The sequence below is a fragment of the Streptomyces sp. NPDC111628 genome, assembly GCF_055635195.1.
The window spans coordinates 662,963-686,678 of sequence record NZ_JBVKBZ010000007.1 but is presented as its reverse complement, the minus strand read 5'-3'; the positions used below and the strand labels follow the sequence as shown (position 1 = coordinate 686,678).

The window sequence follows — 23,716 nt, the reverse complement described above, 5'->3', positions numbered from 1 at the left end:
TGGGGGAGTGCCGGCCCCAGACCCGCGTACTGGCCGTACTCGGGTCTGGGGCCGGGGCGGCGAGAGTGCGTGCATGGCGTCGCGCGGCAGACGGGAATGGTCAGACAGGCCCTAGGCCCGGCGGCGCCCCGCGCTCGGGCCGGCGGCTCAGGCCAGCACGCGCGCCAGCGCGAAACCGTCGTACCCCTTGGTGCCGACCGTCTGGAGTGCGGTGCCGCTGAGCCGGGGGTGGCTGCCGATCAGCTCGATGGCGGCGCGGGTGCCGCGCACGTCGTCGCCGGTGTCGTCGGCGTCGGCCACCCGGCCGCCGCGGACCACGTTGTCGATGACGATCAGGCTGCCGGTGCTGGTGAGTCTCAGGGCCCACTCGAGGTAGTGCGGATTGTTGCCCTTGTCGGCGTCGATGAAGACCAGGTCGAAGGGCGGCGGGTTCTCGTCGGCGAGCTTCGGCAGGGACTCCAGCGCGGGACCCACCCGTACGTCGACGAGCGCGTCGAGTCCGGCGCGGGCGATGTTGCGGGTGGCGACCTCCGCGTGCCGGGCGCTGTACTCCAGCGTGACCAGGCGGCCCTCGGCGGGCAGGGCGCGGGCCAGCCAGATGGTGCTGTAGCCGCCCAGGGTGCCGATCTCCAGGATGGTGCGGGCGCCCTGGATCTGGGCGAGGAGCTGGAGGAGCTTGCCCTGGTTGGCGGCGACGTTCACCGGGGGCAGCCCGGCGGCGTCGCTCTCCCGGCGGGCTGCCGCCAGGGCCTCGTCGTCGGGTGCGAGGTGGGTGCCGAAGTAGGTGTCGACGTCGTCCCAGACCTGCGACTCGCTCATGCGGGGCCTCCCGTGTACGTCGTGACGTGTTCCCGTGTGGGCCGGGCCTGTGCACCGCGGCGGAAGAGCTGGCGGGAGCCGCCCTCCGGGCCGGGGGCGACGACTTCGGCGGGGGTGAAGCCGAGGCGCTCGTAGAAGGCGCGGGCGCCGCTCTCGGTGGCGCCGGGGTGGTCGGCGCCGAAGGTCACCACCTCGATGTCGGCCGGTTCCCGCACCCACCTGCGCAGCGCGTCCCGCATCAGCGCACGGCCGACGCCGCCCGCGCGGGCCTGCCGGGACACGACCAGCCAGTGGACGTGGTGGACCGGCGCGTCCGCGTCCGTGCCGAACAGGAGCCCGCCGAGCAGCTCCGTGCCCGCACCCGAACCCGCACCCGGGCCCGCGTCGGTGTCCGGGTCCGGGGCGAGGGCGACCAGGGCCGCGCCCCGGCGGATGTGCTCGCGCACCGCGTCGTGGAATCCGGCGTCCTCGACCATCGGGCCGAACCAGTGCTCCACCTGGCCCGCCAGGCCCAGGAAGCCGGGGAAGTCTCGCTCCTCCGCGAGTCTGACCATCATCCTGGCAGTCTCGCAGACAAGGGCGGTCAGCGCCGTTGCTCCACCGCCGGTGCCGAGCCCGGCAGCGGGCGTCCCGCCGACTCCGTCATGAACCACACCGCGACGCCGCCGACCACGGCCGCGGCCATCATGTAGTACGCGGGCATCATCATGTCGCCCGTCGCCCCGATCAGCGCCGTCACCACCAGCGGCGTCGTCCCGCCGAACAGCGACACCGAGACGTTGAAGCCGATCGACAGCGAGCCGTACCGCACCCGCGTCGGGAACAGCGCCGGCAGCGCCGACGGCATCGACGCCGTGAAGCAGACCAGCAGCAGGCCCAGCGCGCCCATGCCCAGCGCCACCGCGAGCAGGCTGCCCTCGCGGATCAGCAGCAGCGCCGGGACGGACAGCAGCAGGAAGCCCGCGCAGCCCGCGGCGATCACCGGCCGCCGCCCGACCCGGTCGGTCAGCGCGCCCGCGAACGGCTGGACGACCATCATCAGCGCCATCACGCCCAGCACCACGAGCAGCCCGTGCGTCTCGTCGTACTTCAGTTCGCTGGTCAGGTAGCTCGGCATGTACGACAGCAGCATGTAGTCGGTGACGTTGAAGACCAGCACCAGGCCGACGCAGAGCAGCAGCGCCCGCCACTGACCGGTGACCATCTCGCGCAGCGGCACCTTCGGCCGCTCCGTCTCCGCCTTCGCCACCTCGGCCGCGAACGCCGGGGTCTCCTCCAGCCGCATCCGCAGGTACAGGCCGACGATGCCCATCGGACCCGCGATCAGGAACGGGATGCGCCAGCCCCAGGACATCAGGTCGCCGTCCGACAGCAGCGCCGTCATCAGCGTCACCAGACCGGCGCCGCCGATGTACCCGGCGAGCGTGCCGAACTCCAGCCAGCTCCCCAGGAACCCGCGCCGCTTGTCCGGCGCGTACTCGGCGATGAAGGTGGACGCGCCCGCGTACTCACCGCCGGTGGAGAACCCCTGCACCAGCCGGGCGACCAGCAGCAGCACCGGCGCCCAGACGCCGATCGTCGCGTACGACGGGATCAGCCCGATGGCGAACGTGCCCGCCGCCATCATGATCATCGTCACGGCGAGCACCTTCTGCCGCCCGACCCGGTCCCCGAGCGGGCCGAAGACCATGCCGCCCAGGGGACGCACCAGGAACGCCGCCGCGAAGGCGCCGAAGGTGGAGAGCAGCTGCGCGGTCGGGTCGCCCGACGGGAAGAAGACCTTGCCCAGCGTCACGGCGATGTAGCTGTAGACACCGAAGTCGAACCACTCCATCGCGTTGCCCAGCGCCGCCGCCTTGACGGCACGCCGGACGAGGGCGGGATCGGTGGCGGTGGGCGCGCCGGGGGCACGCGGGGCGGCGGGTGCGGGGGTGATGCGGAACGGGGGAGTGGCGACGGGGGCGGCCGACAAAACTACGCTCGCCTGCTTTCGACGGGGACGGGGACGGGGGCGGGGGAACGCCACGACCCGCACGGCGGCGCTGTCGCCGGGCCGGAAAGAGCCCGCGGCACTCGGCCACGGGCGGAAAAGCGACCATAGGCGCTGATGCTCCGTTTACGCCCGGTATGCTTTTCGTTGCACTGTGCACCAAAATGGCGTACACGCAGGGGACATGCGCGCGCCGCGTGCCGTTCCCTCACCCGCGCTCTGTGATCCTTCTCGCTCCCCGGGTCGAGAAGCGGGCGGCTGTCAGGTTGAGTGGGGGTCGCTCGCGTCTTCCTCCGGGGGTGGTGCGAGCCTCATAGGGTTCGCAGGGACGACACACCGCGTCCACGAGCGCGGTACGTACGGTACGAACGGGGCGGGAGGCCGACGAGGCGTGGCGAATGCGGAGCACAGTGGGCGACCGGCGGAGTCCTTCGGAGCCTCGGCCGCCGACGTGACCAGAGCACGATGGCGCGTCGCACGCCTCGGCCTGTGGCTGATCGCCGCCGTGCTGGCCGTACGACAGGTGGCCGCGGTCCTCGGTACCCCGCGCGGGGAACGCCTGACGGACCTGGAGACCTGGGTCGGCGAGCACGGCGTCCTGCACGTGGAGGGGTCCCTCTACGACTCCACGCAGTTCACCGGGACGCCCTTCGTCGGTCTCGTCCTCAAACCCTTCACCCGCGCCGCCGAGCAGGCCCTCGGCTGGGGCTGGACCTTCGGCTCGCTGCTGCTGGTCGTGGCCCTCGGCCTGGTCGCCGCGCGGGCCCTGCCCCAGCCGGTCGGACGCCGTACGGCGCTGCTGGCGGCGCCGGTCGCCATCAGCCTGCTGATGCTGTCGCTCCCGGTGCGCAACGCGTTCTGGCTCGGCCAGACCAGCATCATCCCGGTCCTCCTCGTCCTCCTTGGCTGCTTCGCCGTACGCGGGGCCCAGGGCGACCGGCTGGGCGGCGTGCTGATCGGCGTCGCCGCCGCCTTCCAGCCGACCGTCCTGCTGTTCGTCCCGCTGCTGTGGTTCACCGACCGCAGACGCGCCGCCGTGTCGACCGGGATCACGTTCGCCGCCTGCACGGCCGTCGCCTGGGCGGCCATGGCCCAGGACTCCTACACGTACTGGGTGCACCACATGGCGGGCGTCGGGCTGGGCGGCGAGGCCGACGACCTCGCCAACCAGTCCCTGCACGGCGCCCTGCTCCGCCTCGGCCTGAACGGCCCCCTGGAGATCGCCCTCTTCCTCCTGCTCGGCGCCGCCGTCGCCGTCCTCGCGCTGCGCCGCGCCGTGCGCTACGCCCGCGACGGCCAGTTGCTGCTCGCCGTCGCCGTCACCGGCTGCGCGGCCGTCGTCGTGTCCCCGGCCACCTGGCAGCACCAGCTGCTGTGGGTGCTGCCCGCGGTCGTCGGCCGGGTCGGCAAGCGGGCCTCCGACCGGTACCTGTGGCCGGTCGCCGTCGTCCTGGTGATGACGCTGCCCGCGAAGATGATGCTGCCGAACATGTCGGCCCTGTACCCGCTGCGGGACAACGTCGTCTTCCTCGCCGCGCTGGCCGCCGCCGTCGCCGTGCCCTTCCTGGCGCGCACGTCGCCCTACTTCGACACCCCGGTCCCGACGGCCTACGCGCCCCCCGTCCCGACCCGGTTCAAGCACGTCCCGCTGCTGCCGTTCCTGCGCCGGGTCCTCACCCGCCCCAACCTCCTCCTGGAGCTGCTCCTCATCCGGGTCACCTACGCCGCCTACTCCCAGGTCCGCCTCGCGGCGACCGGCGGCAGCAACTCGGCGGGCCGGGCGCGCGCCGAGGAGCACGGCACGCAGATCCACGACATCGAGCGGTTCCTGCACATCGACATCGAGCACGCGATCAACCACGCGGTGGTGAAGGTCGGCTGGCTGCGGGACTTCTTCGACTTCTACTACACGTCGTTCCACTTCGTCGTCCCGCTGGCCGTCCTCGGCGTCCTGTACTGGCGCCGCCCGGTCGACTACCGCTGGGCCCGCGCCTCCCTGGGCTTCGCCACCCTGCTGGCCCTGGTCGGCTTCTGGCTCTACCCGCTGGCCCCGCCGCGGCTGATGCCGGGGCTCGGGATCATCGACACCGTGCACGGCGTGCAGGACTTCTCCAAGCCGGACTACGGCACGCTGACGCACCTCACCAACCAGTACGCGGCGATGCCGTCGCTGCACTTCGGCTGGTCCCTGTGGTGCGGCGTGGCGATCGCGATCATCGCGCCGAGGATGTGGATGAAGGCCCTGGGCCTGCTCCACCCGCTCTTCACCGTCTCGGCGATCGTGGCGACCGGCAACCACTGGGTCCTGGACGCGGTGGGCGGCGCGGCGGTGGTCGCGGCGGGCTTCGGCCTGACGTACTGGTTCCAGGGCCCGCGGGCCAGGACGGTCACGGCGGTGGCGGCGACGGAGGCGGGGACGAAGACGGCCCGGGAGCCCGCGGCGGACGTCAGCAGCGATCCCCCGGCCCCGGCGAAGGACCGTACCGGGAGCTGATCCGGTACTCGCCGGGCGCCCCGACGGTCAGCCGGGTGAACTCGCCGTCCTGCGTGAGGCACCCGCCGTCGCTGCGCAGCCACGGCGACCAGGCGACCCGCACGGTCACCGCACCGGGCCGCTCCACGCGCAGCACCAGGTCGGCGGGGGTGGTGTCCACGACCGTGCCGGGTGCGGAGACGAGCGGTACGGCGTCCCGCACCCGGAAGACCTGCCAGTGCGGATCCCGCCAGACGGGCTCCAGCCAGTCGGGCCGCAGCTCCGGGTCCCGGACCAGCTCCGCCTCGGCCCGCGCCGGGCCGTCCGGCCTGCCGAGCGGCACGACGACGAAGCCGACCGCCCACCGGTCCAGCCACTCCCGGTAGGCGGCCGCGGAGAAGGTGCCGTCGTAGAAGAGGCGGCCGCGTTCCACGTCGAGCTGCCGGTTCCAGCCGCGGGCCAGGTTGACGTGCGGGGCGAGCAGGGTGGCCTCGCGGTGGTTGCGGGCCGGCACCACCTCCACCCGCGTCCGGTCGGCGCCGAGCCCCTCCAGCGCCGCCACGACGCCGTCCGTCTCGGCGGCCCAGGCCGGCACGACGGTGGACACCTTCAGATCGTCGACGGTCTTCTTCCCCACCCAGCCCGCGGAGTAGACGAGCGAGACGGCCAGCAGCCCCGGCAGCAGCCGCCGCGACCGGGCCGCGGTGAGCGCCGGAGGGGCGGTGAGCAGCGCGGCCAGCAGCACGGCGGGCGCGAACAGCTCCGCGAACCGCTCGACGTTCGTGCCGACCGGCGAGGCGACCAGAAACGTCAGCACGGTCCCGAGCGCGTAAACGGCCCCGCTCCACCGGGCGACCCGCCAGGTACGCGGGGCCAGCACGGTGACGGCGAGGCCGAGCACGACCGGCGGCCAGATGCGGCCCGCCGGCATGGGCTGCTCCCCGGTGAAGGGGAAGAACAGCGTCGTCAGCCCGACGACGGCCGCCGGGGGTATGAGCAGCACCAGGGCCCGCCGCCAGTCCCGTACCAGCAGGAACGCGGCCCCCACGACGGCCAGGAACAGCCCGGCCACCGGCGAGGCCGCCGTCGCCAGCGCCGCGTACCCGGCGGCGAGCCACAGCCGCCGCTCGCGCACCAGCGGCACGCAGGCCGCCAGCGCGAGGGCGACACCGAGCGCGAAGGTGGTCCGGCCCGAGGCGACGTCGCACCACAGCGCGAGGGAGGCGAGCAGCGCGGGCCACACCGGCCGGCGCACCCCGCCCCGCACCATCAGCACCGCCGCCAGCCAGGAGGCGGCGAGACCGGACACGACCGTGACCGTGCGCACGCCGAGCGCCGCCATCAAGTACGGGGATATGACGCTGTAGTTGGCGGTGTGCATCCCGCCGTACCAGAACAGCCCGTACGCCGAACCCCCGTGCCGCGACGCGAAGTCCGCCCACGCCTCCTGCGCGGCGAGGTCACCGCCGCCCGTGGCGAGAAACGCCCACCACACCACGTACAGCGGGATGGTGGGCAACGTGGCGAGCAGCGGCACGCGATACCGGCGCCCGAAGTCGCGCAGGGCGTCGCTCGGACGTCTGTCCTGACCCCGTTCGGACCGGGGGACGGTGAGTTCGGCAGGGGCCACGGTCGGGGGGTTCCGTTCGGCGTCGTCGGGGGTGCCCGGCGTGGACACACGTGCGAAGACGATAATTCGAACGGAAACGTTGGCCCGGACCGGGCCTGATTACTCGGCGGCGGTTGCCCAGCCGACGAAGGTGGTGAAGGTGGCGGGGGCCAGGGTGAGGACCGGGCCCGCCGGGGTCTTGGAGTCACGGACGGCGACGGTGGCGTGGAGGGTCAGCGGCTCGGCGACCTCCACGCACTCGCCGCCCTGGTCGCTGCTGTAGCTGGACTTACGCCACTGGACAGTCGTCGGTATCGCCCTGCTCGCCATAGCGTTCCTCCATCACCCGGTGGATCAGCTCCGCCGAGTCCTTGAGGGAGAGCGCGGCGGCCCGAAGATGATCGTAACGGAGTGAACAGTCCCTGACTGTCTCCGGGTTGGCCGTCGGATGGCCACTGCCGTACCTCTCCGTATAGAGGATCGCCGGGTCCTTGGCGAAGCGGAAGAGCGTGAATGCGCCGGTGAGTCCCGGGTGCGCTCCGACCGAGAACGGCAGCACCTGGACGTTGATCCGGGGATTGGTCTCGAAGGACAACAGGTGGGCCAGTTGCCCGCGCATCGTCTCCCGGCCGCCGATCTCCTGGCGGAGCGCGGCCTCACTGAGGACCGTCCAGAAGACCGGCGGCTCCTCCTTCTCGAAGATGCGCTGGCGGGCGAGCCGCACCGCGGTGCGGTCGTCGAGGTCGTTCGGGTCGAGTGTGCCGAGCACGGCCCGTACGTAGGCGTCGGTCTGGAGCAGGCCGTGGATCATGTGCGTCTGGAAGGTGCAGATCTCGACGGCACGCCCCTCCAACTCGGCCACCTGTTGGAACCAGGCCGGAACCTGGCTGCGCATCACCAGGTCGACCAGCCGGGACAGTAACCCTCCCGTGCCCAGCGCAGCGTCGACGCGCTCGCTGAACTCCGGCGTCGGCAGCTTCCGGGCCGTCTCGATCTGGCCCACCAGGGAGCCGGTGTAGTTGACGATGTCGCCGAGCTGCCGCTGGGTGAGCCCGGCCGCCTCGCGATGGCGGCGCAGTTCGAAGCCGTAGTAGTCGAGTGGTGAGGCGCCCGGGTCGAGGACGTTGATGTGGGTCATGTGCGGAGGCCCTCTCTCGTCCAACTCGGTCCACGGCGGGACCGGTTGTATCCGTTCGGTAGCCCACGGTAGTCGTGCGACGTCAGGCTCGTGCCGTGAACGAATACTTTCCCTCGGTCCTCGTGGGACACTGCGCGAACCAGTACCGGATGAGCTTCACGGCCGGCGCGCACTCGGCGCGGCACGTCCGGCGCATCGTCCGCTCGTACCTGCGTGAGTGGGACCTCGCCGAGCTGACCGACGCGGTGGAACTCGGCGTGACCGAGCTGCTGGCGAACGTCGTACGTCATGTCCCGGACGGCCGCTGCGTGTTGCTGTTGCAGCGGCGGATGGGCGGCGACGGGAGCGGGGTCCGGGTGGAGGTGTCGGACGGGAGCCCCCGGCAGCCCGTACCGGCCGGGCCGGTGAGCGACGACTCGGAGTGCGGCCGGGGGCTGGTGCTGCTGGACGCGGTGGTCGACAAGTGGGGCGTGGGGCCGGGGCCGAGGGGCGGCAAGACGGTGTGGTTCGAGTGCGGGGTCGGCTCCGCACCGGCCTAGCTAGAGCTTTGCGAGGAAGGGAGCCATCGCCGCCCAGGTCGCGTCCGGGGCTTCGAGGTGCGGGAGGTGCCCGGCTTCCGGGACCTCGACGAACTGCGCGCCGGGTATGGCGCGTGCGACGGCCCGCCCGTAGGCAGGTGTGACGATGCGGTCGCTCTCGCCCCACACCACGAGTGTGGGGACGTCCACCGCGTCGAGCCGGTCGAGCAGCGTCGGATCGCTCATGCTCCGGCCCGCGACGGCGGCGATGGTGCGGCCGTTCGCCTGCTGGATCGCGCGCTGCTCGTCGGTGAGGCGGGCGGGGTCGACGTAACCGCGCTCCGGGTGGTGCCAGGCGGCCTCGGCGAGTCCACGGGCGTCCAGGGCGAAGAAGTCCGCGACGGGTTCGCCGTCCACCACCGCGCCGACGCCGTCGATGACGACCACGGCCCCGATCACTCCCGCACAGCGGTCGTCGGTGGCGGCCTGCACCGCCATCTCGACGGCCACCCACCCGCCGATCGAGGATCCGATCAACACGACGCCGCGCTCGTCGTGCTCGCGCAGGCGCGCGAGATAAGCGGCCGCGAGCTGAGGGACCGAGGCGATGGAGTCGGCGCGCGTCGTGCCTTCCCAGCCGGGATGCGTGGGCGCGAACGCGTGCATCGTGGCCGCGAGGTGCCCCACCAGGGGCGCGACGGTCCGGGGTCCACCGCCCCCGTGCAGTACGAGTGCCGTGCGTGCTGCTGCGGGGGAGCCGGCCCGGAGGGCGGGAAGGCCCTGGACGAGAGAGATGTTCATGACGCTCCTGCTGGCTTCGTATCAACATGTTTATATACGAGTGTTGATACGGTAACACCATGACGACCGACCTGGAAGTGCTCGGGCAGGCGATCAAACGTGCCCAGTACCGCAACCACCGCGCGATGGACGCCGCACTGCGCGAGACCGGGGTCAGCCTCGTCCAGTGGGACGCCTTGCGCGCCATCGAGCGGATGCCCGGAGCCTCCGGGCACGAACTGGCCGTCGCGACGTTCCAGAGCGACCAGGCGTTCGGCACCCTCGCGAACCGGCTCGTGGAGCGCGGGCTCATCACCCGGTCCGCAGGCCGTGGGCGACGCCTCGATCACGCGCTCACCGAGTCGGGGCGGGCGGCACTCGCGGAGGGGCGGCAATTGGCGACCGGTGTCCTGCGGGACCTCTTCGCACCTCTCGACGAGGAGCAGCGGGCGCGACTGCTCCGCGCGCTCCGGGACCTCACCGAGGGCCCCTAGGTCAGGGACTCCTGCGACGGCACGACGACCCCGTACATGTCGGCGACGGTGGCGAGGGCGCTGTAGTGCACCTGGCGGGCGTCGAGTTCGGTGTCCGCGACCGGCAGGGCGCGGGTGGCGCAGGCGTCGGCGACGACCGTGGGGCGGTTGCCGCGCAGAAAGGCGCCCTGGGCGGTGAAGGCCACGCACATGTGGGTCATGAAGCCGACGACGACGAGGTCGTTGTTGCCCGCCGCGTCGACGTGCTCGCCCAGGTCGGTGCCGAAGAAGGAGTCCGGCGCCTTCTTGGTGACGACGGGTTCGCCGTCGACCGGGGCGACGCTCGGGTGGATCTGCCCGATCTCGGCGCCGAGGTCGTACGGGCTGCCCACGCCGCCGTCGTGGACGACGTGGACGACCCTGGCCCCCTCCTGGCGGGCGCGGGCCAGCAGCCGGGCGCCCGCGTCCAGTGCGGCCTGCCAGCCGTCGAGTTCCATCACGCCGGTCGTGTAGGTGTTCTGGTAGTCGACGAGGACCAGCGTGGAGTCGGCGAGCTTCGCGGGGGTGTCGTCGAGCCCGCTGAGGCGGCGCAGCGTGGTTCTGGGCATGGGAACTCCTCGAATCCGGGTGCGGGTGAAGGCCGTCGGCCTGCTCCTGTGACGCTAGGGCTCGCCCGGCGATGTCGGCAATGTCGTCTAACCTGCAGATACCGACATGGCCGTGTGACCGCGGGAGGAACCGTGAACTCCGTCGGACGACTGATCGTCGTCGTGCTCTTCGAGGGCGTCGACCTGCTCGACGTCACCGGGCCGCCGGAGGTGTTCTCCCTCGCGCGGCGCGAGACGGAGGACGCGGCGGGCTACGAGGTGGTCCTCGCCGCCGGGACCATGGACCCGGTGACCACCGCCGCCGGAGTCCGCGTCCTGCCGGACGCCACCTTCGAGGACCTGTCCGCGCGGCGCATCGACACCCTGATCGTGCCCGGCGCGGTCGAGATCGACGGCCGACGCCGGGTCCGGGCGGTCACCGACCCCGTCGTGGTCGAGTGGGTGCGGCGCCTCGCGGCACGCACCCGGCGAGTCACGTCCGTCTGCGTCGGGGCGCACGTCCTGGCCGCCGCCGGGCTGCTCGACGGCAGGCGCGCCACCACGCACTGGTCGACCGCGCGGCAGCTCGCCGACGAACATCCGGCCGTCGAGGTCGACGCCGACCCGATCTTCATCCGAGAGGGCGACGTGTGGACCGGCGCGGGCATCAGCTCCTGCCTCGACCTCTCCCTCGCCCTCGTCGCCGACGACCTCGGCGAGGCGGTGGCGCTCCGGGTGGCCCGGCAGCTCGTGATGTACCTGAAGCGGCCGAGCGGGCAGAGCCAGTTCAGCGTGCCGCTGGAGCAGGTGTCCACGACCCGGCGCGTCGAGGACCTCCGCCACCACATCCTGCGCAACATCGCCGCACCGCTCACCGTTGCCGACCTCGCGGCCCACGCCCACGTCAGCGACCGGCAGCTCACCCGCATCTTCAAGACCGAACTCGGCACGACCCCGTACGCGTACGTCGAGTCGGCGCGCGTGGAAGCGGCACGCCACCAGCTCGAATCCACCGACGCGACCCTGGAACGCGTCGCCTCGGCCTGCGGTTTCGGCACCGTCGACACCCTGGTCAGAGCCTTCCGCCGCCGACTCGACACGACCCCGACCGAGTACCGCCGCCGCTTCCGGACGGGCGCGGCCTGAGGTCAGCCCAGTTCCGCGGGGCCGTAGCACGCGGCACCCGCGCCCGTCGCCAAGGCCCAGTAGCGGTCTCCGTACGACCAGTGCCACCACTCCGTCGGGTAGTTGACCAGGCCCGCCGCCGTGAGTGCGGTGCCCAGCACGGCACGGTGGGAGCGGGCCTCGTCGCTGATGTTGTCGGCGTGCGTGTAGCAGGCGCCCGCGCTTTCCTCCGGGGTCGCGTTCATACGGGTGCCCAGGTCGAGTTCGCGGCCGTCGAGGTCCGCGAGCGTCAGGTCGACGGCGGCGCCCGCGCTGTGCGGGGCTATCTCTGGCGGGGAGACGTAACGGCTGGCCGCCGAGCGGATCCGGTCGGGGGACCACTCGGGGTTTTCGGTGCGCAGCCGGGTCGCGTACTCGTCGAAGTAGCGGCGTTGGAGGGCGGGTGGGCGGTATCCCTCGACGAAGAGCAGCCGCAGTCCCGGCGGCAGTTGCGCCTGGGCTTCGAGGAGCCGGGCGAGCACGCCTTCCCGCAGGTGGGCGAAGGCGCCCGCGGAGTCCTGCCACTTGCGCCGGTCGACCAGCAGCGGGCTGTCCCGCAGTACGTCGACGAGTCGTTCGCCGCACTCCTGGACGGGCACGGCGGCGACCTTCGGGTCGGACATCAGCACGATCTCGGTCATGGCGCGATCATCTCGCGGCCCGGATTGCCTTCGGCCGGTTCCTCTCTGACGGAGGAAGAGCGCCGGGAGCGGGCTGAGCGGACGCGCGCCTACCTGGCCGAGAACTTCGGGGTCGAGGTGGACGACGAGGAGAGCGCGGTGATGGGACGTAGGCTCCGGGAGGCGTTCGCCCGGCAGCAGAGTGATGCCGGGTGATCCTGCACCACCTCGTTCTCGGCGCGCCCACGCTCGTTGCGCTGTCGGGCAATCGGCAGGTGTCCGCTCTCATCCACCGCGCGAACTTCGAGACGGAGACCCGCTTGTGGGTGCCGGCCCTTTCCGTGGCCTGCTCGGAGCCTGCTCGAACGTGACCGGTGTCTCGAAGGCCGCCCTGCGGGTCGCGCGGCGCAGTGCCTTCAGGACAGGGGTGCCGAGGGCGAGGGTCAGGACGACCGTCATGGCGGCGCGGCCGCCGTCCCAGCCCAGCGACGTCGCCAGGCAGTAGGCGAGGAAGTGGGCCAGGTTGGCGGGGAGCGACGCGTCCGGGTCGAAGGCGATGTTCGAGGCGAGGGTGTTCATGAAGGTCCAGCCCGCCAGGTTCATCACCGTGCCGTAGGCGAAGGCCGCCAGGAAGCCGTACGCGGCCAGCAGCAGCAGCTCCGCGCGGCCGCGCAGGCGGTCGGGGCCCGGCAGCAGGCCCGCGCCCATCGTGAACCAGCCCATCGCCAGCATCTGGAACGGCATCCACGGCCCCACCCCGCCCGTGAGCAGCGCCGACGCGAACATCGTCACCGAGCCGAGGACGAAGCCGAAGCCGGGGCCCAGGACCCGGCCGCTGAGGACCATGAGGAAGAACATCGGCTCCAGGCCGGCCGTCCCCGCGCCGATGGGGCGCAGGGCCGCGCCCGCCGCCGCCAGGACGCCGAGCATGGCCACCGCCTTGGGGCCCAGGCCCGATTCCGAGATCGTCGCCGCCACCACCGCCACCAGCAGCACCAGAACGCCCGCGAACAGCCACGGCGCGTCCTGCGCGTGCGCGTTCAGCGAGGCGTCCGGCGGGGCCAGGAAGGGCCAGCCGAAGCCCGCCACACCCACCGCGCTGACCAGCACGAGGGCGGCGACGGAACGGGGGCCGAGGCGCACGGCGCGGGCCTGGCGCTGAGGAGGGGAGCCGCCGGTCATGCCAGTGCCTCCCGCACCTGTGCCACCGTGAGCCACTTGCGCGGCGCCAGCACCTTGGCGACCTGCGGGGCGTAGGACGGCGAGGCCACCACCACGTCCGCCGCCGGGCCGTCGGCGATCACCTCGCCCTCGGCGAGGAGTACGACGCGGTGGGCCAGCTCGGCGGCCAGTTCCACGTCGTGCGTGGCCAGCACGATCGCGTGGCCCTCGGAGGCCAGGCCGCGCAGGATGCCGGCCAGCCGGGCCTTGGCCGCGTAGTCCAGGCCGCGGGTCGGCTCGTCCAGGAGGAGGAGGGGAGGGCGGGCGGTCAGGACGACGGACAGGGCGAGGGTGAGGCGCTGGCCCTCCGAGAGGTCGCGGGGGTGGGTGGCGTCCGTGATGCCGGGGAGCAGCTCCGACAGCAGCGTTCGGCAGGTGCCGGGGGCCGCGTCCGCGTCCCGGTCGGCGGCCGCGCACTCGGCGGCCACCGTGTCGGCGTACAGCAGATCGCGCGGCTCCTGCGGGACGAGGCCGACCCGGCGTACGAGGTCGCGGGGGGCCGTTCGGTGCGGTACCGCGTCCCCGGCCCGGACCGAACCGGCCGACGGCTCGACCAGGCCGACGAGCGCCGAGAGCAGGGTCGACTTCCCGGCGCCGTTGCGGCCCATCAGGGCGACCGTCTCGCCGGGGGAGACCGTCAGATCGACGTGGCGCAGGGCCTGGACGCGGTCGCGGCGCACGGCGAGGGCGCGGACCTCGGCGGCGTACGGGGTGGGCGCCGAGGGGTTCTCCGGACGCTTCCCGCGGCGGCGCCAACGGGAGGTGACGGGGCGCGGGGCGGGTGGCGCCTTGAGCGGGGCGGACGGCGGCGGGGTGTGGTCGGGGATCTCCCGGTCGGCCAGGCGTTCGCGCAGCGGGGCGGCCCGGCGGCGGGCGTCCCGGATCGTCAGCGGCAGCGGGGACCAGCCCGCCAGCCGGCCCAGGCCCACCACCGGCGGATACACGGGGGACGCCGCCATCACCTCCGCCGGGGCGCCGATGACGGGCGCCTCACCGGGGGCCGGGAGCAGGACGACCTGGTCGGCGTACTGGATCACCCGCTCCAGACGGTGCTCGGCCATCAGGACCGTCGTACCGAGGTCGTGGACCAGGCGCTGGAGGACGGCCAGGACCTCCTCGGCGGCGGCGGGGTCCAGGGCGGAGGTCGGCTCGTCCAGGACCAGGACCTCCGGATGCGGGGTGAGGACCGAGCCGATGGCGACCCGCTGCTGCTGGCCGCCGGAGAGGGTCGCGATGGGGCGGGAGCGCAGGTCGGAGAGGCCCAGCAGGTCGAGGGTCTCCTCGACCCGGCGGCGCATCACGTCGGGGGACAGTCCCAACGACTCCATTCCGTAGGCCAGTTCGTCCTCGACGGTGTCCGTCACGAAGTGGGAGAGCGGGTCCTGGCCGACCGTGCCCACCACGTCGGCGAGTTCGCGCGGCTTGTGGGTGCGGGTGTCCCGCCCGGCCACGGTGACCCGGCCGCGCAGGGTGCCGCCGGTGAAGTGCGGGACCAGACCGCCGACCGCGCCGAGGACGGTGGACTTGCCGACGCCGGAAGGACCGGCGAGCAGGACCAGTTCGCCTTCCGGGACCTCGAAGTCCACGGCCCGGACGGTGGGTTCGGTGGCGCCGTCGTACGTGACCGACACGTCCTCGAAGCGGATCACGACGGCTCCTTCACGGCGGTCTTCACGGCGGGCTCGGGTGCGGGGGTGATGAACGCCGGGAGCAGGCCGACGAGTACGGCCGCCGCCGGCCACAGGGGGAGGGACGGGGCGACCAGGGGGACCACGCCCGGGTGCAGCGCCGCCGGGTCGCGGGCGGCGGCGAGGAAGAGCAGCGCGGCGACCGTCGCGCCGGACGCGGTGACCAGCCAGGCGCGGGCGTCCCAGCGGTCGGGGCGGTACCGGGTGCGGACCGTGCGACGGCCGCCGAGCCACAGGCCCGCGACCGCGGCGGCGACACCGGCCAGGAGTACGGGGATGCCGTACGTGCCGCCCGCGGCGGTCAGCAGTCCGTACGTCCCCGCGCAGACGCCGAGCAGGCCGCCGAGGGTGAGGGCGGCGGTGGTACGGCGGACGGGGGCCGGTACGTGTGCGGTACGGCCGTAGCCGCGGGCGTCCATCGCGGCGGCGAGGGCGACGGAGCGCTCCAGGGCGCCCTCCAGGACGGGGAGCCCCACCTGGAGCAGGCCCCGTATGCCGCGGTCCGGGCGGCCGCGCAGGCGGCGGGCGGCGCGCAGGCGCTGGGCGTCGGCGATGAGGTTCGGCGCGAAGGTGAGGGCCACGACGACGGCGACGCCCATCTCGTACAGGGCGCCGGGGAGGGACTTGAGGAGGCGGGAGGGGTTGGCGAGGGCGTTCGCGGCGCCGACGCAGATGAGCAGGGTGGCCAGCTTCATCGCGTCGTACAGCGCGAAGGTGAGGCCCTCCGCGGTGACCCGGCCGCCGAGGCGGATGCCCTGGGCCCAGTCGGGGAGGGGGACTTCGGGGAGGGTGAGGAGGGTGTGGGTGCCGGGGATGGGGGAGCCGAGGAGGGTGGTGAAGAGGAGGCGGATGAGGAGGACGGCGAGGGCGAGTTTGACGAAGGCGCCGTAGGAGCGGGACCAGGGGGCGTGGGGGCGGCGGGTGACCACCACGTAGGCGGAGACAGTGATGAGGAGGGTGAGGAGGAGGGGGTTGGTGGTGCGGGTGGCGGCGGTGCCGAGGGCCAGCGCCCAGAGCCACCAGGCGCCGGGGTGCAGGGCGCCCCGGCGCTGGTGGCGGGCGGGGGTGGGGGCGCTTGCCCGCGCTGACAGGGTGCCGCCTGCGCCCACCCGTGCCGCCCCAGCGGCACGATTGCCCGCAGGGTCAGCGGGGTCAGCGGGGCGATTGTCCGCCGCTTCAGCGGGTTGCATTCCTGCGCCGCCTTGCCTGCCAGGTTGCCGCGCCGGCCAGGGCCGCCACCACCGCTATGCCCGCGTAGAGGCCGATCGATGGGCCGCCGTCGTCGCCCTCGCCGTCCTCCGTGGCCTTCGGGGCGGCCGAGACGCTGGAGTCCTCCTTCTGCGACACCTGTTCGCCGCAGCCCGACTTCGGGTAGCCCGCTATCGCGCACAGCAGGGCGTTGGTGTTGTAGCGGAGGGGGTCGGCGACGGCGGCCAGGGCGTCGGCCGTGGTCGCGTCGGGGGAGACCCGGGCGCAGGCCGTGCGCGGGGCGGGCGGGGTCTCGCCGGAGGGGGCGTCGGGGGCCGTGCCGAAGTCGAGGACCAGTGCCACCCGCTTGGTGCCGTCCTCGGCCGGGGTCTTCGCGCAGATCGACGCGAAGTCCGCCGTGCCGCGCGGCTGGGCCGCGTCGCCCGAGTTCTCGCTCACCGCGAAACGGAAGCCCTGGACGTCACCGTCGGAGGGGTGGGCCATGGACGGGCCCTGGGTGGCGTAGACCCACTTCGCGCCGTCGCGGTCCCAGAAGGACCAGTAGCGGTAACCGGCGGCCTGCGCCTGGCCCGCGGTCCCGATCAGCAGGAACGCGGCCAGGAGCAGGGGGACGAGGCGGCGGGGCGTCACGGCTGCTGCTTCTTGTTGCGGTTGCTGAGCAGGAAGCCGATGCCGACGCCGAAGAGCAGGCAGACGCCGACGAACCACCAGACGCCGAAGGGGGAGTCGTCGTCCTTCTTCTCGTCCTTCGACTTCTCGTCGTCGCTCGCGGTCGCGGTGTCCTTCGCCGCCATGCCCTGCGGAGCGGGTCCCGTCGCGTTCAGCTTCGCCACCAGGTCCGTGCCGCCGAAGTCGCGCGGGTCGGTGCCCGTGGCGTGGGCGGCGAAGATCAGCTGGGCGTAGGCGGCCGGACCGCTCTCCCCGGCCCATTTCGCGGCGTTCTTCTTCAGCCAGGCCAGCGGCTCGGCCGCCTTGTCCGCGCCGCCCTGTGCGGCGAGGGCGACGACCGCGTCGGCGGTGTTGCCGTAGTCGGGCTGGTCGGCGGAGCCGCCGAGGGCGGAGACGAGGTGGCCCTCCTTGGCGAGCGTGTCGGTGAGATACGCGGCGGCGTTGACGGCGGCGCGCCCGCGGTCGGGCTGGTCCGCGTCGGCGCAGGACGCGGCGGCGGTCTTCTTGCCCGCCTCGGCGACCAGGCCCTCGCCGAGCGCGCCGAGCAGGCCCGCGGCGGTCGCGTCCGCGTTGGGGAGCAGCTTGCCGTCCTTGTCGGGCTGGAAGGCGAAGGCGCCCGCGCCCTTGTCCTTCGCGCAGGGCAGGGCGAAGGTCAGCAGGGCGTCGTAGGGGGACTTGCCGCCCTTCTCGACGTCCTCGGGGTTGGTCTCCGTGGCCGTCAGCGCGCCGATGACGACGGAGGTGGAGTTGGCGTCGCTGGGGGTGCCGGGGCTGTAGCCCCAGCCGCCGTCCTCGTTCTGTACGGACTTCAGCCAGCCGAGGGCTTCCTCGATCACGTCGCCGTGCCCGCCGACGGCCCACAGGGCCTGGACGGCGGCGGCCGTGTTGTTGGTGTCGACCATGGTCTTGGCGTCGCAGGGCTTGGACGGGTCGGCGCGGAAGGGGGCGAAGGCGCCGTTCGCGCACTGCTGGTCCGTGAGCCACTTCACGGCCGTCGAGGACGGGACCACGCCCGCCGTGTCCTGCGCGAGCAGCGCGAGGGACTGGCGCCAGACACCGTCGTACTGGGGGTCGGTGGTCCCGTACAGCCCGGACGGTGCGGTCTTGGACGGGGCGGAGGACGGCGACGGATCGGCGGCGACCGCGGGCGCGGTGGCGGCGCCGATCACGGCTATGGCGGCCAGAGCCGCGGCGCTGCTGCGACGGCGGACGTTCATGATCGGCGGGTGCCTTTCCCTGTGCGGGGTCCGGCAGCACGGGGCACCCCCGGCGGCTCGGCCCCGTATGCCTCGACGGTGCCCGTGCGCGGCGGGTGCCGGGCACGTGAGCCGGTCACATCCGTGCGGGGCAGTCCGGCTCACCGTCCGGGAGTCTCGGGGAGGCTCGGCGGGCGGCTCACGGTTGCGGGTCAGCGCCGGAATTGCACCGGCTTCCCCCCGTACGGGTGATGACGACGCCGCCACTTTACCCGTCCCCGGGGTCCGGGCCGAGGGGTGGCCGGGACGGGGGCGGCGGCCGGGCGATACGTTCCCGGGCATGCGGACGGGGAGACTGATCGGGGCGGGGCGTTCGGCCGACGTGTACGAGGCGGACGCGGGACGGGTGCTGCGGCGCGACCGGGAGGGCGTCGGGGACGCGGTGGCCGAGGGCGCGGTGATGGAACACGTGCGGCGGCACGGCTACCCCGTGCCACGGGTGTGGCCCGGGGCGACGGAGTCCCCGCGCACGGACCTGGTCATGGAGCGGCTGTCCGGGCCGACGATGCTGCGGGCCTGGCAGGACGGGGCGTTGACGCCCCAGGAGGCGGGCGGCATGCTCGCCGGGCTGCTGCGGCGCCTGCACCGGGTGCCCGCGTACCGCAGCGCCGACCCGGGCGTGCGCGTTCTCCACCTGGACCTGCACCCGGACAACGTGATCCTCACGGCGGACGGGCCCCGGGTGATCGACTGGTCCAACACCGAGGAGGGTGATCCCGGACTGGACTGGGGCATGTCCGCGGTGATCCTCGCCCAGGTGGCGGCCGCCGGCGGACCGATGTCCGGGCCCGTCCGGGGCACGCTGGCCGCGCTGCTCGCCGATCCCCGTGCCCTCACGCCGGACGGTCTCGCCGAGGCGCTGCGGCGCCGGGCGGCCAACCCGACCATGAGCCGGGACGAGGTGGAGCTGCTGCCCGCCGCGGAGGCGCTGGTCCGCTCCCACCTGGACTGAACGCCGGGACTGAACGGGGGACTCTCAGGGGCGCTCCGCCGCCTCTGCCGTCCCGGCCTCCGTCAGGTCGATCAGCCGGCACACCGTCTCGATGTCCACCCGCACCTGGGCGAGGGAGGTGCGGCCGGCCAGCCAGGTGATCAGGGTCGAGAGCCAGGTGTGCTCGACGACCCGGACCGCCGACAGCTGCTCGGGCGTCGGGTTCTCCAGGCCGCCCATCGCGTCCAGGATGATCGCCGTGGTCTGCCGGGAGACCTGGTCGACCTCCGGGGAGACGCTGCGGTCGGCGAAGGTCAGGGCACGGGCCATCGCCTCGGCCAGCCGGGGCTCGCGCTGCAACGCGCCGAAGGCCCGCATCAGGGTCTGCGCCACCCGGTCCGCGGCCGTCTCGCCGGTGGGCGGGCTCCTGCGCAGGGTGCCGTGCAGCCGCTCCAGCTGGTCGTGCATGGTCGCGACCAGCAGATGCACCTTGGACGGGAAGTACCGGTACAGCGTGCCGAGGGCGACCTGCGAGGACTCCGCGACCTCCCGCATCTGCACCGCCTCGAAGCCGCCCCGGCAGGCGAGCTGGGCGGTCGCGTGCAGGATGCGGCGGCGGCGCTCCCGCTGGCGCTCGGTGAGGGGCGGGGCAGTGGAGCGGTGCGCCGAACCGGGCGCCTTCGCCGCCGGGTTGTCCACCTTGGTCACCTACTTCCCCGGGTCCCGCGTCCGGATCTCCCCGAGCCCCGCGCGACGGAGTGCCGCGCCGTGGCGTGAATCACCTGATCCACTCGGCACAGGGTCTCTACCTGCCGGTAGATTCGGAGCCTCTGACGATCAAGTCTGAAACTTGTTCTAGATTAACCTCCCGACGTAGTGTCGCGGGACAGCGCAGTGAGGAGGGGGCCCAGAGTGACCGCCGAGGCCAGTCAGACGGGTCCCCGTCCGGAGCCAGCCGCCGACGGCTTGCCACCGCTGCGCATCGCCCTCCTCACCTACAAGGGGAACCCGTTCTGCGGCGGCCAGGGCGTCTACGTCCGCCACCTCTCCCGCGAACTGGCCCGCCTCGGCCACCGCGTCGAGGTCATCGGCGCCCAGCCCTACCCCGTCCTGGACGACGGGCCCCTCGTCGGCGACCGGCTCTCGCTCACCGAGCTGCCCAGCCTCGACCTCTACCGCCAGCCCGATCCCTTCCGCACCCCGAAGCGGGGCGAGTACCGGGACTGGATCGACGCGCTCGAGGTCGGCACGATGTGGACCGGCGGCTTCCCCGAGCCCCTCACCTTCTCGCTGCGCGCCCGCCGCCATCTGCGGGCCCGCCGCGGCGACTTCGACGTCGTCCACGACAACCAGACCCTCGGCTACGGCCTGCTGGGCGACGTGGGCGCCCCCCTGGTCACCACCATCCACCACCCCATCACCGTCGACCGGCAGCTCGAACTCGACGCCGCGGACAGCCGCAAGCGCCGCTACTCGGTCCGCCGCTGGTACGCCTTCACCCGGATGCAGAAGCGCGTCGCGCGCCGCCTGCCGTCCGTGCTCACCGTCTCCGGCACCTCCCGCCAGGAGATCGTCGACCACCTCGGCGTACGGGACGACCGCATCCACGTCGTCCACATCGGCGCCGACACCGACCTGTTCTCGCCCGACCCGTCGGTGCCGCGGGTGCCGGGCCGGATCGTGACGACGTCCAGCGCGGACGTACCGCTCAAGGGCCTCGTCTTCCTCGTCGAGGCGCTGGCCAAGGCACGCACGGAGCATCCGCGGGCCCACCTCGTCGTCGTCGGCAAGCGGCCCGCCGAGGGGCCCGTCGCCCAGGCGATCGAGCGGTACGGCCTCGAAGGCGCCGTCGAGTTCGTCAAGGGCATCTCGGACGCCGAACTGGTCGACCTCGTGCGGTCCGCCGAGGTCGCGTGCGTGCCGTCGCTGTACGAGGGGTTCTCGCTGCCCGCCGCCGAGGCCATGGCGACCGGCACGGCGCTGCTGGCCACCACCGGCGGGGCCGTCCCCGAGGTCGCCGGACCCGACGGGGAGACCTGCCTCGCGGTGCCGCCGGGCGACGCGGACGCGCTGGCCGCCGGGTTGAACCGGCTGCTCGGCGACCGCGAACTGCGGGCCAGGCTCGGCGCCGCCGGACGCGAGCGCGTGCTGCGCCACTTCACCTGGGCCCGCGCCGCCGAGGGCACCGTCGCCCGCTACCGCGAGGCCATCGGCCGCCGCCCCTCCGGCACGAGCGCCGCGAGCGCCCCGAGTGCGCCGAGCGTCGCGAGTGCCCCGGGGGCCGTGCCCGCGGGCCAGCAGCCGACTCCGGCCCCCGCCCCGAGCCCGAGCCCGAGCCCGACCACCAGTGACACCGGCGTCTATCCCGAAAGCAGGGCCACGTGCTGACCGTCGACTTCTCCCGGTTCCCGCTCGCCCCCGGCGATCGCGTCCTGGACCTCGGCTGCGGCGCCGGCCGGCACGCGTTCGAGTGCTACCGGCGCGGGGCCCAGGTCGTCGCGCTGGACCAGAACGCGGAGGAAATCCGCGAGGTCGCCAAGTGGTTCGCGGCGATGGAGGAGGCCGGTGAGGCCCCGGCCGGCGCCACCGCCACCGCCATGGAGGGCGACGCGCTCGCCCTGCCCTTCCCCGACGAGTCCTTCGACGTCGTCATCATCTCCGAGGTGATGGAGCACATCCCCGACGACAAGGGCGTCCTCGCCGAGATGGTCCGCGTCCTCAAGCCCGGCGGCCGCATCGCGATCACCGTGCCGCGCTACGGCCCCGAGAAGGTCTGCTGGACCCTGTCCGACGCCTACCACGAGGTCGAGGGCGGCCACATCCGCATCTACCGGGCCGACCAGCTCCTCGCCCGCATCCGCGAGGCCGGACTCAAGCCGTACGGCACCCACCACGCGCACGCGCTGCACTCGCCGTACTGGTGGCTGAAGTGCGCGTTCGGCGTCGACAACGACAAGGCGCTGCCGGTGCGGGCGTACCACAAGCTGCTGGTGTGGGACATCATGAAGAAGCCGCTGGCGACGCGGGTCGCCGAGCAGGCGCTGAACCCGCTGATCGGCAAGAGCTTCGTCGCCTACGCGACCAAGCCGCACCTGCCGACGGTGGACGCCGCGTGACCGCGCCCCGCACCCCCGGCACACCCCGCACCCCGCGTACCGAACACCTCGTCCTGCCCGGCGTCCTCACCGCCGCCGAGGCCGCCGAGACCGTCCGGGGCATCCTCGCCGTCCAGCGCGAGGACGGCGCGATCCCGTGGTTCCGCGGGCACCACCTCGACCCCTGGGACCACGTCGAGGCGGCGATGGCCCTGGACACGGCCGACGAGCACGAGGCCGCCGAGCGGGCCTACGCGTGGCTGGCCCGGCACCAGAACCAGGACGGCTCCTGGTACGCCGCCTACGCCGACGGGGACTTCGCCGACGTCACCGACCGCGGCCGGGAGACCAACTTCATCGCGTACGTCGCGGTCGGCGTCTGGCACCACTACCTCGCCACCGGCGACGACGTGTTCCTGGAGAGGATGTGGCCCGTCGTCCACGCGGCCGTCGAGTTCGTGCTGCGCCTCCAGCAGCCCGGCGGGCAGATCGGCTGGCGCCAGGACGACGACGGCACCGACACCACCGACGCGCTGCTGACCGGCAGTTCCTCCGTCCACCACGCCCTGCGCTGCGCGCTCGCCATCGCCGAGCAGCGCGAAGAGCCGCAGCCCGACTGGGAGTTGGCGGCGGGCGCGCTGCGGCACGCCATCCGCCGCCATCCGGAGCGGTTCCTGGACAAGGGCCGCTACTCGATGGACTGGTACTACCCGGTCCTCGGCGGCGCGCTGACCGGCACGGAGGCCAGGTCCCGCATCAAGGAGAGCTGGGACCGGTTCGTGGTCCCGGGCCTCGGCGTGCGCTGCGTCGTCCCCAACCCGTGGGTGACGGGCGGTGAGTCGGCCGAACTCGCGCTCGCCCTGTGGGCGGTGGGCGAGTCCGACCACGCCCTGGAGATCCTCCAGTCCATCCAGCACCTGCGGGACCCGGACAGCGGCCTGTACTGGACGGGCTACGTCTTCGAGGACGAGGCTGTCTGGCCGCGCGAACTGACCGCCTGGACGGCCGGTTCCCTGCTCCTGGCCGTCGCCGCGCTCGGCGGCCACGAGGCCACCTGCCAGGTCTTCGCGGGCGACCGGCTGCCGCGGGGCCTGGACCCCGACTGCTGCGTCTGAGGGCCGCCCGGCGTCAGCCCCGGTGGAGGCGGTTGGCGACGGCGTGGCCGACGAAGAGGTAGACGACCGCGGCCAGTCCGTACCCGGCGACCACGCGGGCCCAGGCCTCGTCGAAGGTGAAGAGGTCGTGCGACCAGCCGGCCAGCCAGTCGGCCGCGTCATGGACGAACCGCACCAGGTCGTTGGCCCGGTTGGCGTCCAACAGATACATCAGGATCCACAGTCCGAGGATGAAGGCCATGATGTCCGCGATCACCGCGACGGCCGTTCCGGCGGAGTGGGAGCCACTGCGCGTTCGAGGGGACATGCCTTCCGTCTGGCCCGGAAAGCGCGTTCGAAACCTACGGCCCCTCGCCCGGAA

General features: G+C 73.3%; 24 protein-coding genes. 8 read left to right on the top strand and 16 right to left on the bottom strand.

What is annotated here, in order from left to right; genetic code table 11:
- Positions 1-147: 147 nt before the first annotated feature.
- The 3 genes from ACZ7MF_RS35690 to proP are packed head-to-tail and all read right to left on the bottom strand — an operon-like array spanning position 148 to position 2,791.
- Positions 148-819, bottom strand: coding sequence for an O-methyltransferase (locus ACZ7MF_RS35690; RefSeq protein WP_471482331.1), 672 nt, complete (start codon positions 817-819; stop codon positions 148-150).
- Positions 816-1,376, bottom strand: coding sequence for a GNAT family N-acetyltransferase (locus ACZ7MF_RS35685; protein ID WP_471482330.1), 561 nt, complete (start codon positions 1,374-1,376; stop codon positions 816-818). The genes ACZ7MF_RS35690 and ACZ7MF_RS35685 overlap by 4 nt, the downstream gene beginning before the upstream one ends.
- A gap of 26 nt (positions 1,377-1,402) precedes the next feature.
- The gene (gene proP, locus ACZ7MF_RS35680) at positions 1,403-2,791 is read right to left on the bottom strand and encodes a glycine betaine/L-proline transporter ProP (RefSeq protein ID WP_471482329.1); all 1,389 of its coding nucleotides are present in this window, start codon (positions 2,789-2,791) and stop codon (positions 1,403-1,405) included.
- Between the two features lie 409 nt (positions 2,792-3,200).
- Between proP and ACZ7MF_RS35675 the strand changes: the two genes are divergently transcribed.
- Complete coding sequence (locus ACZ7MF_RS35675) at positions 3,201-5,303, top strand: bifunctional glycosyltransferase 87/phosphatase PAP2 family protein (protein WP_471482328.1); 2,103 nt, start codon at positions 3,201-3,203, stop codon at positions 5,301-5,303.
- On the opposite strand, the gene ACZ7MF_RS35670 is transcribed toward ACZ7MF_RS35675, so the two are convergent.
- From ACZ7MF_RS35670 to ACZ7MF_RS35660, 3 genes are all read right to left on the bottom strand, one after another.
- Entirely contained in the window at positions 5,257-6,912 is a 1,656-nt protein-coding gene (locus ACZ7MF_RS35670; protein WP_471482327.1) for a hypothetical protein, read from the bottom strand. The genes ACZ7MF_RS35675 and ACZ7MF_RS35670 overlap by 47 nt on opposite strands.
- Before the next feature lie 99 nt (positions 6,913-7,011).
- Positions 7,012-7,221: a DUF397 domain-containing protein gene (locus ACZ7MF_RS35665; protein ID WP_471482326.1), complete on the bottom strand. Its 210-nt coding sequence runs from the start codon at positions 7,219-7,221 to the stop codon at positions 7,012-7,014.
- The gene (locus ACZ7MF_RS35660) at positions 7,181-8,029 is read right to left on the bottom strand and encodes a helix-turn-helix domain-containing protein (RefSeq protein WP_471482325.1); all 849 of its coding nucleotides are present in this window, start codon (positions 8,027-8,029) and stop codon (positions 7,181-7,183) included. The genes ACZ7MF_RS35665 and ACZ7MF_RS35660 overlap by 41 nt, the downstream gene beginning before the upstream one ends.
- A gap of 95 nt (positions 8,030-8,124) precedes the next feature.
- On the opposite strand from ACZ7MF_RS35660, the gene ACZ7MF_RS35655 reads away from it, so the two are divergent.
- Entirely contained in the window at positions 8,125-8,568 is a 444-nt protein-coding gene (locus ACZ7MF_RS35655) for an ATP-binding protein (protein ID WP_115741861.1), read from the top strand.
- Here ACZ7MF_RS35655 and ACZ7MF_RS35650 read toward each other — a convergent pair whose 3' ends face one another.
- The gene (locus ACZ7MF_RS35650; RefSeq protein WP_471482324.1) at positions 8,569-9,348 is read right to left on the bottom strand and encodes an alpha/beta fold hydrolase; all 780 of its coding nucleotides are present in this window, start codon (positions 9,346-9,348) and stop codon (positions 8,569-8,571) included. It lies immediately after the preceding gene.
- 59 nt (positions 9,349-9,407) lie between these two features.
- Here ACZ7MF_RS35650 and ACZ7MF_RS35645 point away from each other — a divergent pair, with 59 nt between their 5' ends.
- Positions 9,408-9,821: a MarR family winged helix-turn-helix transcriptional regulator gene (locus ACZ7MF_RS35645; protein WP_471482323.1), complete on the top strand. Its 414-nt coding sequence runs from the start codon at positions 9,408-9,410 to the stop codon at positions 9,819-9,821.
- On the opposite strand, the gene ACZ7MF_RS35640 is transcribed toward ACZ7MF_RS35645, so the two are convergent.
- A complete protein-coding gene (locus ACZ7MF_RS35640) occupies positions 9,818-10,408 on the bottom strand; it encodes a cysteine hydrolase family protein (RefSeq protein WP_471482322.1) in 591 nt (196 codons plus the stop codon). The genes ACZ7MF_RS35645 and ACZ7MF_RS35640 overlap by 4 nt on opposite strands.
- Before the next feature lie 132 nt (positions 10,409-10,540).
- Here ACZ7MF_RS35640 and ACZ7MF_RS35635 point away from each other — a divergent pair, with 132 nt between their 5' ends.
- The gene (locus ACZ7MF_RS35635) at positions 10,541-11,533 is read left to right on the top strand and encodes a GlxA family transcriptional regulator (RefSeq protein ID WP_356858784.1); all 993 of its coding nucleotides are present in this window, start codon (positions 10,541-10,543) and stop codon (positions 11,531-11,533) included.
- Positions 11,534-11,535: 2 nt separating this feature from the next.
- On the opposite strand, the gene ACZ7MF_RS35630 is transcribed toward ACZ7MF_RS35635, so the two are convergent.
- From ACZ7MF_RS35630 to ACZ7MF_RS35605, 6 genes are all read right to left on the bottom strand, one after another.
- The gene (locus ACZ7MF_RS35630) at positions 11,536-12,192 is read right to left on the bottom strand and encodes a M15 family metallopeptidase (protein WP_471482321.1); all 657 of its coding nucleotides are present in this window, start codon (positions 12,190-12,192) and stop codon (positions 11,536-11,538) included.
- Positions 12,193-12,456: 264 nt separating this feature from the next.
- Positions 12,457-13,353 carry an ECF transporter S component gene (locus tag ACZ7MF_RS35625; protein ID WP_471482320.1) on the bottom strand — a complete coding sequence of 299 codons (897 nt, stop codon included), beginning with the start codon at positions 13,351-13,353 and terminating at the stop codon, positions 12,457-12,459.
- Complete coding sequence (locus ACZ7MF_RS35620) at positions 13,350-15,041, bottom strand: ABC transporter ATP-binding protein (RefSeq protein WP_471482319.1); 1,692 nt, start codon at positions 15,039-15,041, stop codon at positions 13,350-13,352. The genes ACZ7MF_RS35625 and ACZ7MF_RS35620 overlap by 4 nt, the downstream gene beginning before the upstream one ends.
- Entirely contained in the window at positions 15,038-16,189 is a 1,152-nt protein-coding gene (locus tag ACZ7MF_RS35615) for an energy-coupling factor transporter transmembrane component T (protein WP_471482318.1), read from the bottom strand. The genes ACZ7MF_RS35620 and ACZ7MF_RS35615 overlap by 4 nt, the downstream gene beginning before the upstream one ends.
- A 67-nt stretch (positions 16,190-16,256) precedes the next feature.
- A complete protein-coding gene (locus ACZ7MF_RS35610) occupies positions 16,257-16,919 on the bottom strand; it encodes an SCO2322 family protein (RefSeq protein ID WP_471482317.1) in 663 nt (220 codons plus the stop codon).
- Positions 16,916-18,175 (bottom strand): prenyltransferase/squalene oxidase repeat-containing protein, encoded by a 1,260-nt coding sequence (locus ACZ7MF_RS35605; RefSeq protein WP_471482316.1) that lies wholly within the window; start codon positions 18,173-18,175, stop codon positions 16,916-16,918. Before ACZ7MF_RS35605 ends, ACZ7MF_RS35610 begins: the two co-directional genes overlap by 4 nt.
- A 319-nt stretch (positions 18,176-18,494) precedes the next feature.
- Here ACZ7MF_RS35605 and ACZ7MF_RS35600 point away from each other — a divergent pair, with 319 nt between their 5' ends.
- Positions 18,495-19,166: a phosphotransferase gene (locus ACZ7MF_RS35600; protein ID WP_471482315.1), complete on the top strand. Its 672-nt coding sequence runs from the start codon at positions 18,495-18,497 to the stop codon at positions 19,164-19,166.
- 24 nt (positions 19,167-19,190) lie between these two features.
- Here the strand turns inward: ACZ7MF_RS35600 and ACZ7MF_RS35595 are convergent, their stop codons facing one another.
- On the bottom strand, positions 19,191-19,853 hold the full coding sequence (locus tag ACZ7MF_RS35595) for a TetR family transcriptional regulator (RefSeq protein WP_471482314.1): 663 nt from the start codon (positions 19,851-19,853) through the stop codon (positions 19,191-19,193).
- Positions 19,854-20,057: 204 nt separating this feature from the next.
- Between ACZ7MF_RS35595 and ACZ7MF_RS35590 the strand changes: the two genes are divergently transcribed.
- From ACZ7MF_RS35590 to ACZ7MF_RS35580, 3 genes are read left to right on the top strand one after another with little or no spacing between them, the layout of a single operon-like run.
- Entirely contained in the window at positions 20,058-21,533 is a 1,476-nt protein-coding gene (locus ACZ7MF_RS35590; RefSeq protein WP_471482313.1) for a glycosyltransferase family 4 protein, read from the top strand.
- A complete protein-coding gene (locus ACZ7MF_RS35585) occupies positions 21,527-22,261 on the top strand; it encodes a class I SAM-dependent methyltransferase (protein WP_115741845.1) in 735 nt (244 codons plus the stop codon). Before ACZ7MF_RS35590 ends, ACZ7MF_RS35585 begins: the two co-directional genes overlap by 7 nt.
- The gene (locus tag ACZ7MF_RS35580) at positions 22,258-23,355 is read left to right on the top strand and encodes a prenyltransferase/squalene oxidase repeat-containing protein (RefSeq protein ID WP_471482312.1); all 1,098 of its coding nucleotides are present in this window, start codon (positions 22,258-22,260) and stop codon (positions 23,353-23,355) included. Before ACZ7MF_RS35585 ends, ACZ7MF_RS35580 begins: the two co-directional genes overlap by 4 nt.
- A gap of 13 nt (positions 23,356-23,368) precedes the next feature.
- Here the strand turns inward: ACZ7MF_RS35580 and ACZ7MF_RS35575 are convergent, their stop codons facing one another.
- Positions 23,369-23,662 (bottom strand): hypothetical protein, encoded by a 294-nt coding sequence (locus ACZ7MF_RS35575; RefSeq protein WP_115741843.1) that lies wholly within the window; start codon positions 23,660-23,662, stop codon positions 23,369-23,371.
- Between the last annotated feature and the right edge of the window lie 54 nt (positions 23,663-23,716).

Excerpts from the sequence above, each read along its gene's own strand:
- ACZ7MF_RS35690 (WP_471482331.1), bottom strand. The coding sequence starts at position 819 with ATGAGCGAGTCGCAGGTCTGGGACGACGTCGACACCTACTTCGGCACC.
- ACZ7MF_RS35685 (WP_471482330.1), bottom strand. The coding sequence starts at position 1,376 with ATGATGGTCAGACTCGCGGAGGAGCGAGACTTCCCCGGCTTCCTGGGC.
- ACZ7MF_RS35665 (WP_471482326.1), bottom strand. The coding sequence starts at position 7,221 with ATGGCGAGCAGGGCGATACCGACGACTGTCCAGTGGCGTAAGTCCAGC.
- ACZ7MF_RS35660 (WP_471482325.1), bottom strand. The coding sequence starts at position 8,029 with ATGACCCACATCAACGTCCTCGACCCGGGCGCCTCACCACTCGACTAC.
- ACZ7MF_RS35650 (WP_471482324.1), bottom strand. The coding sequence starts at position 9,348 with ATGAACATCTCTCTCGTCCAGGGCCTTCCCGCCCTCCGGGCCGGCTCC.
- ACZ7MF_RS35645 (WP_471482323.1), top strand. The coding sequence starts at position 9,408 with ATGACGACCGACCTGGAAGTGCTCGGGCAGGCGATCAAACGTGCCCAG.
- ACZ7MF_RS35640 (WP_471482322.1), bottom strand. The coding sequence starts at position 10,408 with ATGCCCAGAACCACGCTGCGCCGCCTCAGCGGGCTCGACGACACCCCC.
- ACZ7MF_RS35630 (WP_471482321.1), bottom strand. The coding sequence starts at position 12,192 with ATGACCGAGATCGTGCTGATGTCCGACCCGAAGGTCGCCGCCGTGCCC.
- ACZ7MF_RS35625 (WP_471482320.1), bottom strand. The coding sequence starts at position 13,353 with ATGACCGGCGGCTCCCCTCCTCAGCGCCAGGCCCGCGCCGTGCGCCTC.
- ACZ7MF_RS35605 (WP_471482316.1), bottom strand. The coding sequence starts at position 18,175 with ATGAACGTCCGCCGTCGCAGCAGCGCCGCGGCTCTGGCCGCCATAGCC.
- ACZ7MF_RS35600 (WP_471482315.1), top strand. The coding sequence starts at position 18,495 with ATGCGGACGGGGAGACTGATCGGGGCGGGGCGTTCGGCCGACGTGTAC.
- ACZ7MF_RS35575 (WP_115741843.1), bottom strand. The coding sequence starts at position 23,662 with ATGTCCCCTCGAACGCGCAGTGGCTCCCACTCCGCCGGAACGGCCGTC.